At 37.5% G+C, this 17811-nt stretch carries 15 protein-coding genes and 1 other annotated feature; all 15 genes read right to left on the bottom strand.

Annotated features, from left to right (window positions below; genetic code table 11):
* Positions 1-139 precede the first annotated feature (139 nt).
* Positions 140-408: a binding site (T-box leader), on the bottom strand.
* Positions 409-489: 81 nt separating this feature from the next.
* The gene (gene ytxC, locus ACNSTQ_RS22315) at positions 490-1356 is read right to left on the bottom strand and encodes a putative sporulation protein YtxC (RefSeq protein ID WP_418201948.1); all 867 of its coding nucleotides are present in this window, start codon (positions 1354-1356) and stop codon (positions 490-492) included.
* A gap of 176 nt (positions 1357-1532) precedes the next feature.
* Positions 1533-1685: a hypothetical protein gene (locus ACNSTQ_RS22310; protein WP_418201947.1), complete on the bottom strand. Its 153-nt coding sequence runs from the start codon at positions 1683-1685 to the stop codon at positions 1533-1535.
* Positions 1686-1795: 110 nt separating this feature from the next.
* A complete protein-coding gene (locus tag ACNSTQ_RS22305) occupies positions 1796-2686 on the bottom strand; it encodes an MBL fold metallo-hydrolase (protein WP_418201946.1) in 891 nt (296 codons plus the stop codon).
* 192 nt (positions 2687-2878) lie between these two features.
* Complete coding sequence (gene mqnC, locus ACNSTQ_RS22300) at positions 2879-3985, bottom strand: cyclic dehypoxanthinyl futalosine synthase (RefSeq protein WP_418201950.1); 1107 nt, start codon at positions 3983-3985, stop codon at positions 2879-2881.
* A 253-nt stretch (positions 3986-4238) separates the two neighbouring features.
* Positions 4239-5174 carry a primosomal protein DnaI gene (dnaI, locus tag ACNSTQ_RS22295; protein WP_418201945.1) on the bottom strand — a complete coding sequence of 312 codons (936 nt, stop codon included), beginning with the start codon at positions 5172-5174 and terminating at the stop codon, positions 4239-4241.
* Entirely contained in the window at positions 5175-6635 is a 1461-nt protein-coding gene (locus ACNSTQ_RS22290) for a replication initiation and membrane attachment family protein (RefSeq protein ID WP_418201944.1), read from the bottom strand. It abuts the gene before it with no gap.
* 220 nt (positions 6636-6855) lie between these two features.
* Positions 6856-7323 carry a transcriptional regulator NrdR gene (gene nrdR / locus ACNSTQ_RS22285; RefSeq protein ID WP_418201943.1) on the bottom strand — a complete coding sequence of 156 codons (468 nt, stop codon included), beginning with the start codon at positions 7321-7323 and terminating at the stop codon, positions 6856-6858.
* A gap of 444 nt (positions 7324-7767) precedes the next feature.
* Positions 7768-8151 carry an adenosylmethionine decarboxylase gene (gene speD / locus ACNSTQ_RS22280; protein ID WP_418201942.1) on the bottom strand — a complete coding sequence of 128 codons (384 nt, stop codon included), beginning with the start codon at positions 8149-8151 and terminating at the stop codon, positions 7768-7770.
* Between the two features lie 431 nt (positions 8152-8582).
* A complete protein-coding gene (locus ACNSTQ_RS22275; RefSeq protein WP_418201949.1) occupies positions 8583-9611 on the bottom strand; it encodes a glyceraldehyde-3-phosphate dehydrogenase in 1029 nt (342 codons plus the stop codon).
* 284 nt (positions 9612-9895) lie between these two features.
* On the bottom strand, positions 9896-10495 hold the full coding sequence (coaE, locus tag ACNSTQ_RS22270; RefSeq protein ID WP_418201941.1) for a dephospho-CoA kinase: 600 nt from the start codon (positions 10493-10495) through the stop codon (positions 9896-9898).
* A gap of 517 nt (positions 10496-11012) precedes the next feature.
* Positions 11013-11672: a sporulation membrane protein YtaF gene (gene ytaF, locus ACNSTQ_RS22265; RefSeq protein ID WP_418201940.1), complete on the bottom strand. Its 660-nt coding sequence runs from the start codon at positions 11670-11672 to the stop codon at positions 11013-11015.
* A 60-nt stretch (positions 11673-11732) separates the two neighbouring features.
* Positions 11733-12557: a DNA-formamidopyrimidine glycosylase gene (gene mutM / locus ACNSTQ_RS22260; RefSeq protein WP_418201939.1), complete on the bottom strand. Its 825-nt coding sequence runs from the start codon at positions 12555-12557 to the stop codon at positions 11733-11735.
* 12 nt (positions 12558-12569) lie between these two features.
* Positions 12570-15200 (bottom strand): DNA polymerase I, encoded by a 2631-nt coding sequence (gene polA, locus ACNSTQ_RS22255; protein ID WP_418201938.1) that lies wholly within the window; start codon positions 15198-15200, stop codon positions 12570-12572.
* Between the two features lie 148 nt (positions 15201-15348).
* The gene (gene hflC / locus ACNSTQ_RS22250) at positions 15349-16281 is read right to left on the bottom strand and encodes a protease modulator HflC (RefSeq protein WP_418201937.1); all 933 of its coding nucleotides are present in this window, start codon (positions 16279-16281) and stop codon (positions 15349-15351) included.
* Positions 16281-17234, bottom strand: coding sequence for an FtsH protease activity modulator HflK (gene hflK / locus ACNSTQ_RS22245; RefSeq protein ID WP_418201936.1), 954 nt, complete (start codon positions 17232-17234; stop codon positions 16281-16283). Before hflK ends, hflC begins: the two co-directional genes overlap by 1 nt.
* Positions 17235-17811: the final 577 nt, after the last annotated feature.

The following is a 17811-nucleotide window of genomic DNA, read 5'->3' as shown; positions in this document are numbered from 1 at the left end:
CCTCGAGCTTCCTTCAGATTCCACGTCACCATGGACACCCTTGCTTTTGGCTATGTACTTACCGCTACAAGGTCGTACTCGGGACTTTCACCCGTTAGAGTTCGCCCATGCTGGGCGAACAAAAAAACACCCATCCCAAAAAAGGGACGAGTGTTAGTCTCGTGGTTCCACCCTTGTTTCCATAATTGCAAAAATCAATCAATAGCACTATCCACCTATGGCCATACATAAGCGTGCAATTATAGCTCAATTCTACAGAATAACGGTCTGGAGCCGTTAGCAGATACTGTAATTTCCCTGCTAATGTTCAAAGGTGGTAAGTCAACATTCCGTGTTAGGTAGTTCTCAGCAATTCTACCTTCTCTGGAAACCGTAAACGAAGACTCATGTCCTTATCATTACATCACACATCATTAAGTTTGATATGTATGTAATTATATGAATTGCTTAGGAGAAAATCAAGTTTTCGTTTAAAATAATATGAATCTTTTACGTTACTCGATGAAATACACCTAAGGGATAAATGACAGCTCTTTCTTGAAAAATCGTTTGTAGTGTATAAATAATTCCTTGATCTACGTCATCGGTATAAATATGGAGTGTTTCTGGGTTAATACTAACGAGTGGTGAAACAACCATCTCGTCGATGTCTAAATCTCCTTCAAAAACTAATGCTTCTTCAAGAAAAAGTTCTTTTTCTTCTCTACTAATCCCTTTAAATGAACCATCGTAAAAAGAAAATTCACCATCATATACAAGATGAAGCTCTTTCATTTTCTTTGGAGCAGTTTTTAGGAAGTAGCGAAGGCTTTCCACAATATTTTGATATTCTTGTTCTAGTAAGTATTCATCTATGGCAATTTCAACACAGTCAATTAAAATTTCACCATAATCTTTCAAACGAAATATTAAAAATGGTTCATAGTAAAATGTAGTATGTTTGTCAATGCCTTTTGCAAAGGCTTCATATAAATAATTTTCACGCTCATAAAAACAATGAATAGCCGGTATATCTTCTCGATCTCCGTTGATGATTTCGCAAGCTATACTTAGTATTTGCTCTTGCTCTTCGGGGTCATTAAAATAAAACATTTGATCAATAATTTCTAGCAGCCAATCTTCTTCCTTCGTTTCGATTACATGTTGAGCAAGAACAGATGCTAACAAAGGATGAAATGAATCATAGAAGTTGATTTCATCGTCTTCATATTGGATGTAGATCGTCGTATCTTCTTCCCCCTCCTCTATGTCTAACGTTACTTGCAAACCTAACTGAGTATATTTAGACATATACCGGGTAAGTTGATTATAGACTTGCTGGCAATCTTGCTGAGATTCAAATTGAATAGCAATCAATGGTAAATCCCCCTTAACCGATGAATTAACAATTTATTATACCGTTTCCCGGTTGTAAGCCTTCGTGCATGACAAATCATTCTAATTCATTCCTATGACAAGCTATAAAAAAAAGAACTAAAAAATACGCTTATTTGTTATAAAAACAAATAAGCGTACTATAAATGTTGAGTTCTCTAACTGTCATAACTACTAACAATCATTTGTGCTAAAGATTTATAAAACTCTTTGGATTCATCATCAAATAAATCGTCATCATGTTCAGTTAAATCAATTAAACAATGATCGCATTCAAAGGTCGCATACGTTCGATGCCCATCCGTCTTCAATGGAACATTCTCCTCCTTTCAACTTATTGTTAGTATAATTCTCTTAGTAAAAATAAGTATTCTAAAAATAATGGAAAATATAGCACTCATTTCTTTGAGTTGTCTATGTCTTATTTTGTAATTGCATACGCCTCGGGCATTTTAGATACAGTAAGGTTAAGACGATGTAGATGTTTTCGTATCCCACAACGTTCCCACGTTTTAAAAATTGGTACTTTTAGTACCTCCTTCGGATAAAAGATCCCAATGTTTGTTAATTCTTCAAAGGTTAGTCCTTGCCGAGCATAATAATCGATCATTTCATCCCGCTTGTCAATTACTTCTAAAAATCGCTGCATTTCTACTTGGAATTCTTGTTTGGAAAATATGCCTTTTTGGTGTCCTGTTATAAAGGTATTCGCATCAAGAGTCAGCAGGCGCTTTCCAGACTGAATAAAGTCCTCAATACTTCCATCCGTACCGTTATACCACGGACCAAATGTCGTCATGTCATAATCACCAACATAGACTACACCCAAATCCGGGAAGTAGGGAGAAGATAAGCCCGCTGTATGCCCTGGTGTGTGTAATAGCACCGTCTTAATCCCACCAAAGCTATATTCTACTTCATATTTATACGTTCCTGAAATTTGCTGTAAATTGTTTACCCATTCCTGAGGCAGTTGTTTTTTCCACTGCTCAATTCCAGCCTCTCCCCATTCTTCATATATCCCATTAGCTTTTGCAATCCCTTCAATTGATCTTGCTGTGTCAAACTCGAGTGGATTTATCCACTTTTCGGCCTTTGGGAAAAGATGATTATACTGAGTATGATCTGGATGATAGTGGGTATTTAATATTAATTCAATACCAAACTGGTCATTAACCTCTAAAAGAGTTTTAGGATCTGCTCCACAATCGATTAACACTTTTTCAGGACAATCAATAAATATATTTCTAGAATAAGGTACTTTACTGTTATTTTGGCCTTCTATGATCAGCAGTGGCCCAATACGCTTCATTTCTTTCACCTCTTAGAGTGTTATTATTTCTATTACAAAAAAACGCAATCATTTACTTGAAAGTCGCACTCGCATTTTGAATGAATATTCATTCATTATATCATATTATTTTGAAATTTTTAACTAATCTGTTTTCATTATTAAAAAGGGAGATGACCTTTTAAGGCCATCTCCTCTGATCATTGATTTCAATTAGTTTTGCATAACAAAATCTTTTGCTGTTTTTTCGTCGTTATCAAATACGCGTAAAGTCTTATATTTTGTATTACGTTGCGCTGGAATTTTACCCGCTTCTCGTATTAATTGCAAAATCTGATTTGTATTTACTTTATGGGTTGTCCCCGCAGCAGATACAACATTTTCTTCCATCATCGTACTGCCGAAGTCGTTACAACCGTAAGATAACGATTGTTTTCCTACTTCAGGCCCCATCGTCACCCAAGACGACTGGAAGTTCGCAATATTATCTAAGAAGATACGAGAGATTGCGACATTTTTTAAATACCCTCGTGGTGAAATTTTTTCACCTTTTAGGTTGGTGTTATCGGGTTGGAATGTCCAAGAAATAAACGCAAGGAAACAATCTGCTTCATCTTGTGCATCACGGACTCGTTGAAGGTGAAGTGCACGTTCTTCAATCGTTTCACCTAAACCAATAACCATTGTGGCTGTACCGTGCATGCCCACTTTCTTAACGGTTTTCATACAATCGATCCACTCTTGCCACGTATCTTTTATTCGACTTACCCGTCTGCGAGTCTCTTCAGTTAAAATCTCAGCACCGCCACCCGGCACGGAATCTAATCCCGCTTCTTTTAGTTGAATTAGAACTTCTTCTAAAGACAAGCCGGAGACTTCAGCCATTTTGTAAATTTCAGCAGGTGAAAAAGAGTGCATCGTAATATCAAAGCGCTCTTTTATCTTTTTTAATAAATCTGTGTAATATGAAAATGGCAGATCTGGATTCGTTCCACCTTGCATTAAGATTTCAGTTCCACCAACATCAACAGTTTCTTGAATTTTCTTGAATACTTCTTCATCTTCAAGAACATAGCCTTCTGCATGCCCTGGTGGTCTGTAAAATGCACAAAAGCGACAATACGTATCACAGAAATTTGTATAGTTCACGTTCCTACCGATAACAAAAGTTGTCACTGGTTCTGGGTGCCATTTTTTCATAATCGTATTTGCTGCCTCACCCATTTTTTCTACTTCATCACTTTTATAGAGCTCGATGCAGTCTTCTAATGAAATTCGTTCCCCGTTCACTGCACGCTCGAGAATGTGGTCAATGCTCATCTGATTCATTACCCCCAACTTTATCAACTAGTATTATACTATCATAGATTATAAAAAATTGCCCATTCTAAAGAAAAGCGGAAGCGCCCGTTTTGCGACGTACGGACTGGAGCACACCGTATGAGATAAAGGAAACACGGTGATCGTTAGTGAGCCGATGTTGACTTATCGCAAGGAGGTGAGCGAAGTCTCGCTAGTCGCTGGGCGCTGGAGCTAGACACCTTCGAATTTATACTTTATCTCTCAAAAAAGACTAATTCCGCTCTCTTCGATTCGAGCCATCAACATAAACCGGTCTAGTATAATGACGTATTCTCTCCATAATTCGTTTCGCTTTTAACTGTTCAAACCCGCCACGATCCGAGTATGATAAGTGTTCTTCTAATTCTTCATAATCGAAATTTGATGTGAATAAAGTTGGGAGCTTTTCTAGCATTCGATATTGGAGGATAACGCCTAAAACATCATCGCGTATCCAACTGGACAAACTTTCCGCACCGATATCATCTAAAATAAGCACTTTGGCATTTTTTACTCGTTCTAGCTTTGTATTCAATGTCCCGTCACCAATAGATTGCTTCATTTCCCTAAAGAAATCCGGAGTATAAACGAGCATCGTTTCAATCCCTCGGTCTGCTAACGCGTTTGCCACAGCACCCATAATATACGTTTTACCGACACCAAATTTCCCATATAAATATAAACCCATGGAATGGTTGCCTGGATCAGCTTCCATGACAAATTCTAATGCAGCAGCAGTCGCTGCCATGCGCAATTCTTCTTTTTGATCAATATTTTCAAACCTTGCTTCAAGAATATCTTTAGGTATATATAAACTTTTTATAAGTGATTGTTGTTTCTGTTGTCGATCTTTTCTAAGTTTGGTTTCACAAATCTCAAAGCGAATATCAACATAACTTCTTTCTATCGCTAGGCGAGGTTTGTACCCTTGCATTAAGTTAGAACATTTTTCAAGTCCTGGACAGTTATTACACGTATTCAGCTCTTTTCGATATTGATCTAACTTTGGCAAACTTTTTTCGAGCATTTCAAGGGAGACTTGAGGGTTTGCTTGGATAAATTCATTAATAATAGGATCGGTAAAGATCTCATGCTTCATCTTCTCGTATTGCTTTAAAAACTTTTCCCCGCTCATCATTTTTTGAAGGGAGGATTGAATGGATTCCATCTAATCTTCCTCCTTTAGCACTTTATTTTGCTTTAATTGCTCCATCATTTTCTTGATTTTTTCTTTTTCCTGAGCTAATTTAGGGTCTTGGTTATTATTATTATCTGAAGGCGTCGCTGAAGACTTTTCTTCTTGTTCTTTCAATAGCCATTTCGGTAATTTATCTTTACGTACAGAAGATTTTTTCGGTCGCCCTTTTTCCACTTTACCAACTGGAGAGTCATTTTTACTTTGTTGGTACGCTGTATTTTTTTGATACTCGATTCTGGCTAATTCCATTGCTTCTTTTACAGTTTTAATATTTTTTCTGGACCAGTGCCCAGCAATTTTATCAATTAAAGCCTTTGTTAGCTTCATATCATTGCGAATTAAAACTGAATCAATCAGTACGTTCACAACACCAGGCATTAGCTGATAATCGAGAAGTAAACTTTCAATGATTTTCACATCAGCTAAAGGAACTTTGGCACCATCTGATCGGCTTTCAAGTAAATCGAGTGGCGATGTGGTTTCATACAGTGATATCATTTTTTCCTCTTCTGTTTGTGGAACTTTCCCGCTCATTTCACGGTGTTCTAACGGATGAGTTTTTAACCCAAGGGTAGGGGGCTCATTTCCATACTCTATTTTATACCATTCTTGCGCTCGTTTTCTTAATTCCTCTACATTCAACTCATCATCATGAAGAAGCGCTTGTTGGATTAATCGGCTCATTTCTAAAGGTTCAATTCGATATACGAAAGCTAGACGTATAATGACTTTTTTTATCTCTACTGTCAGTAACTTTTTTGCATTACTAAACGTTCCTAAATCAGATTCTAACAATTGAAAGTCATAAGAGTGATCCGCAAACAACAGGTCTTGTTCTTGCCCTCTTTGTACGACTTCTTTATTAGGGTCAATTTCTAATGCTTCAATTAACTCTGATTGGTGATGAGTAGCGATTTCGGAATGCGATAAAGAAGTGAATACTTCGTCAAACGCATACGTTACTTCTTCATACCCTGCTTCATCTAATTTGTCGATTAAAAACCGCTCTCTAATTTGTCGATATTTCGTCTTCCCTAATCGATTATATAGATAAACACTTAAAACGTCATTTGTAAAAAATGCCTGTGGTGACATCGGGGGCTGAAGCTCATATAGATAAGTGGAGTAATCATCCTGTTTTTTCTTGTACGTTTTTAATAATCCAATTGCTTCTAACTTTTTTCGTTCTTGAAAAAGTTGTGGTAATGGTAGATCCATACTAATCATTAACTGTCGATGTGTAGTCTCTTCACTCCAGTAAATATCATCTTCTAACTCACTCCACAAGGTCATATACAAGCTATAAGCTACCGCACCAATTAAGGGTTGGTATAACAATATAAGTACTCTCTGATCTTGAACCGTTAATTGGTCTTTCGCTCGAATCATCAAACGGTCAACTGGCAAAAGCTCTTTCCAATGCCATTCCATTCATACCACCTATCCTTACTTCAATCTAATCTATAAAGTGAAACTTTTTCAGTGTTTCTTCATTCTCCACTGAAAATTAGTTGAACCAATCGGGTTGTTACTGGCGCTTGTCTCCCACTTAGCCTTTTTCGCTTCCTCAAAGGCTTGAAGTGGGCGTCTTAGCGCCAGTTAAACGGGATAAAAGTGAAAAAGAGCTCTCAGCAGACAGCTTAAAGCTCATTTATTTCTTAGTCGTATTTCGATCAATTAGATCTTTAAGTTCATCGATAAAAACATTAATATCCTTAAATTGACGGTAGACTGATGCAAACCGGACATAAGCAACATCATCCACACCGGCTAATATTTCCATAACCAATTCACCGACAACTCGGCTCTCCACTTCATTCAACCCTTTGCTTCGAAGCTCACGTTCAACCTTCGTCACAATTTCATTGAGCTGCTCTAAGGAAACTGGTCGTTTTTCACAAGCGCGAATAAGCCCTCTTAATATCTTTTCACGGCTAAACTCTTGTCGCGTACCATCTTTTTTTACAATAATGATTGGATGTTCTTCAACAGTCTCAAACGTTGTAAAACGATAATTGCAAGATTCACATTCTCTTCTTCTACGAATCGATTTCCCTTCATGGCTAGGTCTCGAGTCAAGAACTTTAGTTCCATTATATTCACATGCTGGACAACGCATTCAGTATCAACTCCACTTTGTCTTGCATTTGGCTTGGCGAACAAAATATACTACTTTAATAATAAATAAAAACTCGAAAAATGACAAGAAATCGTTCACAGATTGATTAGAAAAACGCTGATTTTAAGGGAATAACGTAAATTACTGTTAACAAAAACAGATAACAATACCTTTTTTGTAAAAGGCTGTTTTCGTAAACTTTGTTGCTTTTGGACCGTTTTCGAAAATAAAATAGCCTTATCAAGACAAATTCATTTGTCTGAACGGCTATTTTATTTTCAAAAGCTTCACGCATAGCGTGAAGAGCCAAGCATTCGCTTGGCTTACGGTCCAAAAGCACGGAGCAACAATCTTTGTAAAAAGAGCCTTGTAAAACTATAGACAATGTAGATCCTTATCCGTCGAATCAAAAAGAGATGGTTTCCACCACCTCTTTTTTACGCATTACAATGCTTGAACTTTCGATTTTTCAACCTTGATAGGACCCATTCCTCTTGGCACTTCAATAATTTCACTTGTTGTCGCCTGTAGTGCTTTAGATATAAAATTTGAAGCTACATTCGGGTCGATTCGATCTCCACAAGTGTAAACATCGATACTAGCGTACCCATGTTCAGGAAAGCTGTGAATCGTTAAATGTGATTCTGAAATAATTACAACTCCACTAACACCGTGTGGGGCAAATTTGTGAAATGCAACTTCACGTACTTCCGCTCCCGACTCCAATGCTGCGTCAACGAATACTCTCTCAATAAAATTCATATCATTCAACTTCTCTACGTTACATCCCCATAATTCAGCGATTACGTGACGACCCATAGTATCCATAAGTTGAATCCCCCTTTGTAAAAAAAATGTCATGCCTTCTCAAGCATGTAGGAATGTTAAGGTACCACGGGGGAAAGTTAGTCCAGAGAGGTCCTAACCCTTTGAGTAGCTAACTATTCCTGATTTGCTTATTTGAAGTTCACGTGAATTAGTATACTTGTTTTAATTTTTATTTGCAATAATAAATTAACAAGTGTTTTTCTGATCCCCTATGATTGAACCGCTTTAGATTTTGGTACCTTAAGCATGTTATCCTATACGCCAATTGAAACAAAAAATGGATACATTAATACTCGCCTGGTGGTAAGCGAAGTATCACTTTATTGTTAACCCACTTTCATTTGTATATACCCTTTTTGAAGGAAACATAACAAAGCTGACCCGGTCAATCGCAGGTCAGCCATCATTTATTCCATACTAATTAGTTGGTATTACACGTGAAGTTTTGCATCGTTTACAATCTTTTCTGCAACAAGGTTAACAAGGTCTACAACACGACAAGAGTAACCCCACTCATTATCATACCAAGCTAAAACTTTTAACTGGCGGTCTCCTAATACCATTGTCGATAAGCCATCAATGATTGAAGAATTTTCGTTACCATTAAAGTCAATCGAAACTAGCGGCTCATCAGTGTAACCTAAAATTCCTTCTAGTTCATTGTTTGCAGCATTTCTTAATACTTCATTTACTTCTTCTACCGTTACATCTTTCTTAACTTGAACAACAAAGTCAACTAAAGAAACGTTAGGTGTTGGTACTCGTAATGCCATACCGTTTAATTTTCCGTTCAGGTTTGGTAAAACTTTCGCAATTGCTTTAGCTGCTCCAGTAGACGTTGGAATAATCGATTGAGCGCATGCACGAGCTCTTCGTAAATCTTTGTGTGGATTGTCAATATTCTTTTGGTCGTTTGTATAAGAATGAACAGTTGTCATCATTCCTGTTTCAATTCCAAATGCTTCATCTATAACTTTAGCAACTGGTGCAAGACAGTTTGTTGTACAAGATGCATTTGAAATCACATCGTGCTTTTCATGAATGTAATCGGCATCATTTACACCAACAACTACTGTAACATCCTCATCTTTACCTGGTGCAGTAATTACTACTTTCTTTGCTCCAGCTTCAATGTGGTAACCAGCCGTCTCTTTTGATTTGAATTTACCCGTTGCTTCAACAACGATATCTACATTCATTTCTTTCCATGGTAATTGTTTTGGATCACGTGATTGTAAAAGCTTAACGACTTTTCCGTTTACGATTAATTCGTTATCCCCCGCTTCTACGTCCGCTTGGAATGGTCCATGGATGCTATCATATTTTATTAAATGAGCTAATGTTTCCGCTGGGTAGCTTGCATTTACCGCTACAACATCTAATTTATCGTCAAGGATTGCTTTTCGGAACACCATTCTCCCAATTCTTCCAAATCCATTAATCGCCACTTTGACCTTCATCATAATTAGATCCTCCCCATTTATATATGCTATACTAAATGTCCTCTGATATGAAATAGTATAACATATAATATGCATTACGAACTAATAATTTTATAAAAAGATAATAAATAAAAATAATTAGGCAATTCAATTAATTTAAAGGTTTTCGGCTCTTAACTAATACTTGTTAGAGCGTAGCGTGAAGAACCAAATGAAAAAACACTAGGATATTTTAGATATCTTAGTGTTTTTCCTATTCGCTCACTTTTTATAGAACGACATAAACGATTAATAAGTATAACTTAATTGTTTATAATTTGCCACTTCACTAATATTTGTCTTAATTGCTCTTCTGTACCTTCGATGGATCCATTATTATTAATGACTTCATCAGCTAACTTGGTTTTATCCTTTAACGGCATTTGTGATTGGATACGACTTAATGCTTCCTCTTTAGAAGACTGATCCCGCGCCATTAATCTCTCTAATTGAATTTGTTCTTCCACGTATACTAACAATACTTTATCGACCATATGCCGTAAATCACTTTCAAATAGTAAGGGTAAGTCATATACGACGACAGAATGACCTTCTCCAAATAATCGATCTTTCGTTTCAATCATTCTCTTTCGAATGGCAGGGTGAACGATGGAATTTAATTTCTTTCGTTCTTTTTCATCATTAAAAATGATCTCACCCAGTCGTTTTCGAGCAATTGTACCTTCCTCATTAAGCACCTGAGTGCCAAAATGAGAAACAATTTGGTTAAAAGCCTCTTCTCCAGGTTCGACAACTTCCCTTGCTATTACATCTGCATCAATAATGGGTATTCCTAATTTCGAAATGAAATGAGAAACCGTACTTTTACCACTAGAAATTCCACCTGTTAAACCAATTATCATCCTCTTTACTCCTTTATTTATTCCCGGACTTTTTGAACTACCTTTCCTATCCTGCTTCAAAAAGGAGGACAAAAAGAGCCGAGAAGATCAAGGCGGCGCCGCTTCGAGTAGCACAGTGTATGCTTTTAATACACGAGCAACGCAGAAGCAAGCCAACGCCGAGATTCGACCGCTATTTTTCCCGGACTTTTTGAACTACCTTTCCTATCCTGCTTCAAAAAGGAGGACAGAAAGAGCCGAGAAGATCAAGGCGGCGCCGCTTCGAGTAGCACAGTGTATGCTTTTAATACACGAGCAACGCAGAAGCAAGCCAACGCCGAGATTCGACAGCTATTTTTCCCGGACTTTTTGAACTACCTTTCCTATCCTGCTTCAAAAAGGAGGACAAAAAGAGCCGAGAAGATCAAGGCGGCGCCGCTTCGAGTAGCACAGTGTATACTTTTAATACACGAGCAACGCAGAAGCAAGCCAACGCCGAGATTCGACAGCTATTTTTCCCGGACTTTTTGAACTACCTTTAAATTAGACTCCATACACCTAGTATAATCAGTAACAACCCAGGAATAAACGAAAACTTCTTCATTAAATACGTATCCGAGAACCGATAACCGCTTTTCATGCCAAACGTAACAAAAGAAGCACTCATAACCGCAACTGTAAGTGCCATCAACCAAGGTGAAAATCCAATGAGAGCGGCTCCAATTCCAGCTCCAAACGCATCTAATGATAAAGCGACCCCTAATAAAATAGCTTCTCTTCCTGTAATTGTTCCTGATTTATCAATGTCAGCTTCCATCGGCTTTCTCAGTATTCGTATCACCAAGCCGAGCATTTTTATCTCTAAGTTGATGAGAACTTTATCATCAACCTTTTTTGGAACTTCTTCCTCTTCTTCAACCGTATTTTTGGTTGGTCGAAATACTTGATACAATGCCCAGGCACCAATCAAAATTAAGATAATCCCCCCGAGAGCTTCTGCAAATTGAGGAGATAAGTATCGTTGGATCCAATTTCCGAATGTCATGGCTAGAAGGATGGAAACTGCTGAACAAAACGCAATAAATAGTAAGGACTTAAACGGTAACTTCATCTTTCTAAGTCCATATGTTAGACCCACACCAAAACTATCTAAACTAACAGCTAAGGCTAAAAGTAATAATGAGAAGATTTCTACCATGTAAAAAGCTCCTTCCATGACTGATACGATAGTATATGGCAGGAGCCTATCCAATGTACTTTATTTTTGGCAATTCGGACAGAAGTGCGTACCGCGCCCCCCGACTACCGTTTTTTCTATCAATGTTCCACATTTTCTACACGGCTCACCTTTTCGACCGTAAACAAACAAAAATTGCTGAAACATCCCCATTTCCCCTTGACCATTGACATAAGATTTTATCGAACTTCCTCCTTGTTCAATGGCTTTACCTAATGTTTCGATAATTTTTTCATGGAGTAATGGTAACTCTTCTTCCTTAACATCTTTGGCTAAACGTTCAGGAAGGATGCCTGCGTGAAAAAGAGCTTCATCGACGTAGATGTTTCCTAAGCCGACAACAATCTTTTGATCTAATAACGCCGTTTTTACCTTCCTGTTTGTTTTTGCTAGCCCCTCTTTTAAATGCTCAATTGTAAATTCTTCAGCAAAAGGCTCTAACCCTAATTCCATTAAAGGTAATGAACGTTCTTCTTCTCCCTTAATAAATAAGTGCATCGTACCGAATTTACGAACATCTTGATAACGCAGCTGCGTTCCATCAGAAAAGTAGAAAATCACATGAACATGCTTATTTCTCTCTTCATCTGCCTGAAACATTCCGTAACGACCTTCCATCCGTAAATGGGAGACTAAAACATAATCATCTAAAATAAACTTTAAAAATTTTCCCCGTCGTCCCATTTCACGAATCGTTTGGTTTCGTAACAGTGCTTTAAAATGTTCGGCATCATCTGGCTTCTTAATCATTTTAGGCCATAGAATGTCTATATCCGTTATCGTTTTACCAATGACTAAACGTTCTAATGTTCGTTTTACCGTTTCTACTTCTGGTAATTCTGGCATTGTTCCTACTCCTTATTTTGCGTCGTACCAACTGTCTCCATAGGAAGAATCTACTTTTAAAGGTACATCGAGTTCAATTGCATTTTCCATCACGTCTTTGACCATTTTTTCAACGATTTCAAGCTCATCTTTTGGAAGTTCTAAGATCAATTCATCATGAACTTGAAGTAATAACCGGGCATTTAAATTCGCTTCCTCTAATTGTTCACTTAATTGAACCATTGCTTTCTTAATAATATCTGCAGCTGTTCCTTGTATAGGTGTATTCATGGCAGTTCTTTCCGCAAAGCTGCGCAAGTTAAAGTTACGGCTTGTAATTTCAGGTAAATATCTTCGACGGTGTAACAACGTCGTTACATATCCATTTTCCCGTGCTTTTTCAATAATGCGATCCATATATTCTTTAACTCCAGGAAAACTTTCAAAGTAGCGCTCAATAAATTGAGCTGCCTCTTTTCTCGTAATTCCTAGATTTTGTGACAATCCATAATCACTAATACCGTAAACAATGCCGAAGTTAACAGCTTTTGCACTTCTTCTCATATTCGATGTTACTTCATCTGCTTTAACATGAAACACATCCATTGCGGTTTTTGTATGAATATCCATATCTTCTTTAAAAGCTGTCATTAATCCCTGATCCTGAGCAATATGAGCAAGTACCCTTAATTCAATTTGTGAGTAATCGGCAGCAAAAATGACCCAGTCTTTTTCAGACGCAACGAATGCTTTACGGATTTTCCTTCCTTCCTCAAGGCGAATCGGGATATTCTGTAAATTCGGTTCCGTCGAACTCAAGCGACCGGTCTGAGTTAGCGCTTGATTGAAAATCGTATGAATTTTGCTCGTATCGTGATGAACTACTTTTAGTAATCCCTCAATATACGTTGAATTCAATTTTCCTAATTGACGGTAATGTAGAATTTTATCGATAATCTCATGTTGATCTTGTAGTTTTTCAAGGACATCGGCTGACGTCGAGTAACCTGTCTTTGTTTTTTTTACAGGTGGCAGGTTAAGCTTCTCAAACAGTATTTCTCCTAATTGCTTTGGTGAATTAATATTAAATGAAATACCTGCTAATTCGTGAATTTCCTTTTCTAACAAAGCAAGCTGCTCTCCTAATTCTTGCCCCATTGCTTTCAACTGTTGTTCATCGACTTTGACACCGGTAATTTCCATCATAGCTAAAACAAGAGCCAATGGCATTTCTAGTTCACTAAACAATTCAAATTGTTCATTCTTTTTCAATTCGTTTTCAAGCTCTTCTTTTAATATATATATAACGTGAGCTTTTTTAATGAGATGCTTTTCTAAAATGTCTCTTTCAGGAACTTTACGCTTTGCTCCTTTTCCATAAATGATTTCATCATAATCGACTAGTTGTTTGCCTCGCTCTTTTGTAACATCAGCTAACTCGTAAGACGAGCTTGAAGGATTTAATAAGTAGGACGCTAAAAGGATATCAAACTCTACACCATTCAGCTCAATGCCTTTCCACCCTAAAGCTACAACGGCTCGCTTCGTATCAGCTACCCACTTTTTCTTTGTTGAGTCTTTCGCCCACTCAATAAATACTTCCGAATGACTTGCCACTTCAGTTGGAATGAAGTATTTCCCACTTTCGTTTACAATCGTAAAACCGAGTACATCTGCTTGGTGATAGTTTTCTGAGATCACTTCGACAATGAGTGCAGAAGGATTTTGGAGAATTTCCTCTGTTACTTCATCAATAACTTCATACTCAATGTCCTCATCTTGTAAGGTAGTTTCTTCCGTTTCACCGACATCTAATTTATTTAATAATGTATTAAAGTCTAGCTCTTTAAAAAGTGCAACCACTTTCTCTTTATCATAATCTTCAAACGTAAATGAATTTAAACTGCGATCCATAGGAACATCACTAAAAATCGTTGCTAGCTTTTTACTCATGAGAGCCTGTTCTTTATTTTCTTCAAGTCGTTCTTTCATTTTCTTACCAGATATTTTATCAATAGAATCAAGAACGTTCTCAACTGTTTCATATTCTTTCAAAAGTTTTAACGCCGTTTTTTCTCCTATTCCAGGAACGCCAGGAATGTTATCCGAACTATCTCCCATAAGGCCTTTCATATCAATAATTTGTAACGGCGTAATCCCATATTTATCTGCTATCGCTTTCTCATCATATGTATCTACATTTGTGATCCCTTTTCGAGATAATGTCACCTTTACTTTCGGTGACACTAATTGAAGTAAATCTTTATCTCCGGAATAAACACTTACGGTCCAATCTTCCTTTTCGGCTTGTTTAGCAAGTGTTCCAATAATATCATCTGCTTCATAGTTCTCAATTTCATACCTTGAAATTTGAAATGCATCTAACACTTCGCGAATGATTGGGAATTGTTCCGATAACTCTCCAGGTGTTTTTTGCCGGCCACTTTTATATTCTCCATATGTTTCATGTCGGAACGTTGTTTTACCTGCATCAAAAGCTACCACCATATGAGTCGGTTTTTCTTCTTCAATAATTTTAAGCAGCATCATCGTAAAGCCATAGACTGCATTCGTATAAACCCCTTTATCATTGTTCAATAAAGGAAGTGCAAAAAACGCGCGGTAAGCAATACTATTTCCATCTACAAGAACTAATTTATTCACAAGAGCACTCCTCTCAAATTCCATACTTTATTTTCATTTTATCACAACCGTCTGGCGTTTAGAAAATGTCGGGAATTCATGTTCAGTTCGGATTGTATCGTAAGACGAATAAAGACACTTTGCCGTAGCAAAGTGTCTTTATCATTTATTAATTAGTATAGCCCATCAAAATACGAGCATATGGTGAATCTGCTGGAAGTACAATGACAGTTTCATCTTGAATTGTTTTTTCATACGATTGAAGTGTACGGTATAAGTTATAGAATTCCGTGTCACGTCCAAAGGATTCATTGTAAATACGTGCAGCTTCAGCTTCACCTTCACCGATGATTTCATTCGCATCAGCTGTTGCCTTCGCTACGATTTCTTGCACTTCACGGTCTGTGTTTGCACGAATACGGTTCGCTTCTGCGTCCCCTTGCGATAAATAATCTTGTGCTGTTGATTGACGTTCAGAGATCATTCGACGGAAGATTGCCTGCTCGTTCTCTTCAGGTAAATCCGTACGTTTCATACGAATATCCGTTAATTGAATTCCGTAATTATCTCTTGCTAATAACTCATTGACACGGTCACGTACACGTTCATTAAAACTTCCACGATTAGATGCTTCGTCATTAATGATTTCGTCATAATCGAGTTGACCTAATTCTGCACGGATAACGGAGAAAATAAAGTTACCCATAATCGATTCGGCATTTTGAATCGATCTCGCATTAGAGATCATAAGTCTAGGATCGTCAACACTCCATACGGCATACGTATCGACAAGCATACGTTTCTTATCTCTTGTATTAATCTCTGCTGGTGTGATGTCATAAACCATTTGATATTTCGGTAATGTTGTCACCGATTGAATAAATGGGATTTTATAACTTAAACCTGGTTCACTTTCAATTCTTACAACTTCACCGAATTGACGTACGACCTTATACTCGCCTTGCTCAACGATGAATAGGTTGGAAAGGATAGTTGCAACTACAGCAATAATAATGACTAGTGTTACTCCTAGACGAGTATACTTTTTCCAATCTTCGTTCGGACGACGTTCCTCTAAATCTACAATATTATTATCACTCATTAGTTGTTCCCCCCTTCACTAGATTGATCTGCACGGCGTTCAATTGGTCGGATCGGTAAATAACTTACCGTATCACTGTTGTTATCCATAATGTAAATATCTGTACCTGGTAATACTTCTTCAAGTGTTTCTAAAACAAGTCTCTGTCTCGTTACCTCTGGATTAATTAAATACTCCTCGTAAAGGGCGTTAAATCTTGCAACATCCCCGCGGGCACGTTCCATACGTTCTGCTTTTGTACCTTCCGCTCGGGAAATGATTGCATCTTGCTCCCCTTTTGCTTCATTCATTAACTGGTTACGATATTTATTGGCTTCATTAATTTTCGTTAATCGTTCCTCACGAGCATCTGTAACTTCTGTAAATGCACGTCTTACTTCCTCGTTTGGTAATTCAACGTTTTGAAGTTTAACATCCATTACAGTAATTCCGACTTTATAAGTCTCCATATAAGACAGTAGATTTTCTCTTACTTTTGCTTCGATTTCTGGTCGTTCGTCTGTTAAGATAGCATCAATTCTCGAACTTCCAATTACCCCTCTTAATGAAGCGGAAGCTGCATTAAATAAGATTTGTTCTGGATTATCTGCATTAAATAAATACTCTTCTGGATCGGTAATTCTCCACTGAACGATCAGATCAGCTAAAACGATGTTTTCATCACCCGTAATCATCTTGGCTTCGTCTGTATAATTCAGTTCTCCATTTCGCTCTTCAAAGCCTACACGAAGATTATTTGTCGTTCTTGATAAGATTTCTACTCGCTGAATAGGCCAAGGCATTTTAAATTTAAGACCTGGTTCAGCTATCGTTTCCTCAACTTTACCAAACGTAATTAATGCCGCTTGGTCAGTTTCGTCTACAATATACCAACCTGTCGCTATAAATAAAGCTAAAACTCCAATTCCGATTGCAGATAAAAACCCAACAATCAATTGTTTAATTGTGACCATTTCATCCCCTCTTTCTATTTCACATCATATTTTAGAAAGTTACACTTTCTTTCTCTTAACTATTACGAAACACTTAAGAAAAAGTTTCATACTAATATTATAGTATATAAGTTTACAAGAATATAGGATAAATCACATACTCCCATTGATTTAACAAAGTTACAATATATGGACAGGGGAGAAGAAAGGCGAAAGGTGCCTGTTTATCGGCGACAAGCGCTGGAGGGCTAACAATACGTGTCCTGCTTTTGGGACACGTTTGATAGACCGAAGCGACCTCGAGCCGATGGCACCTGCAGCTAGACATAGAAAGGCGAAAGGTGCCTGTTTATCGGCGACAAGCGCTGAAGGGCTAACATTGGCAGTTTCGGTTGATATTTATGAAGGTTCTCTGCTAAGCGGACTGAGAGGACCCTATTATAACAAAAATCACCTTATTGCTGTATTTAGAGAGTCAAGTCCACAATCCTGTGTAAATTTGAGAATCAATGTTTTCACCTAACTAGTTTTTTGGTAGGGTTTATTATTTTTTGGAGAAAGAGGGGGTACCCCCTCTTTCTCCAAAAATTTTCGCTTC

It is taken from the genome of Alkalihalobacterium sp. APHAB7 (assembly GCF_048323755.1).
In the GTDB taxonomy this organism is placed as follows: domain Bacteria; phylum Bacillota; class Bacilli; order Bacillales; family Bacillaceae_F; genus Alkalihalobacterium.
The sequence above is the reverse complement of the archived record's forward strand: the minus strand, read 5'-3'. Positions and strand labels throughout refer to the sequence as shown.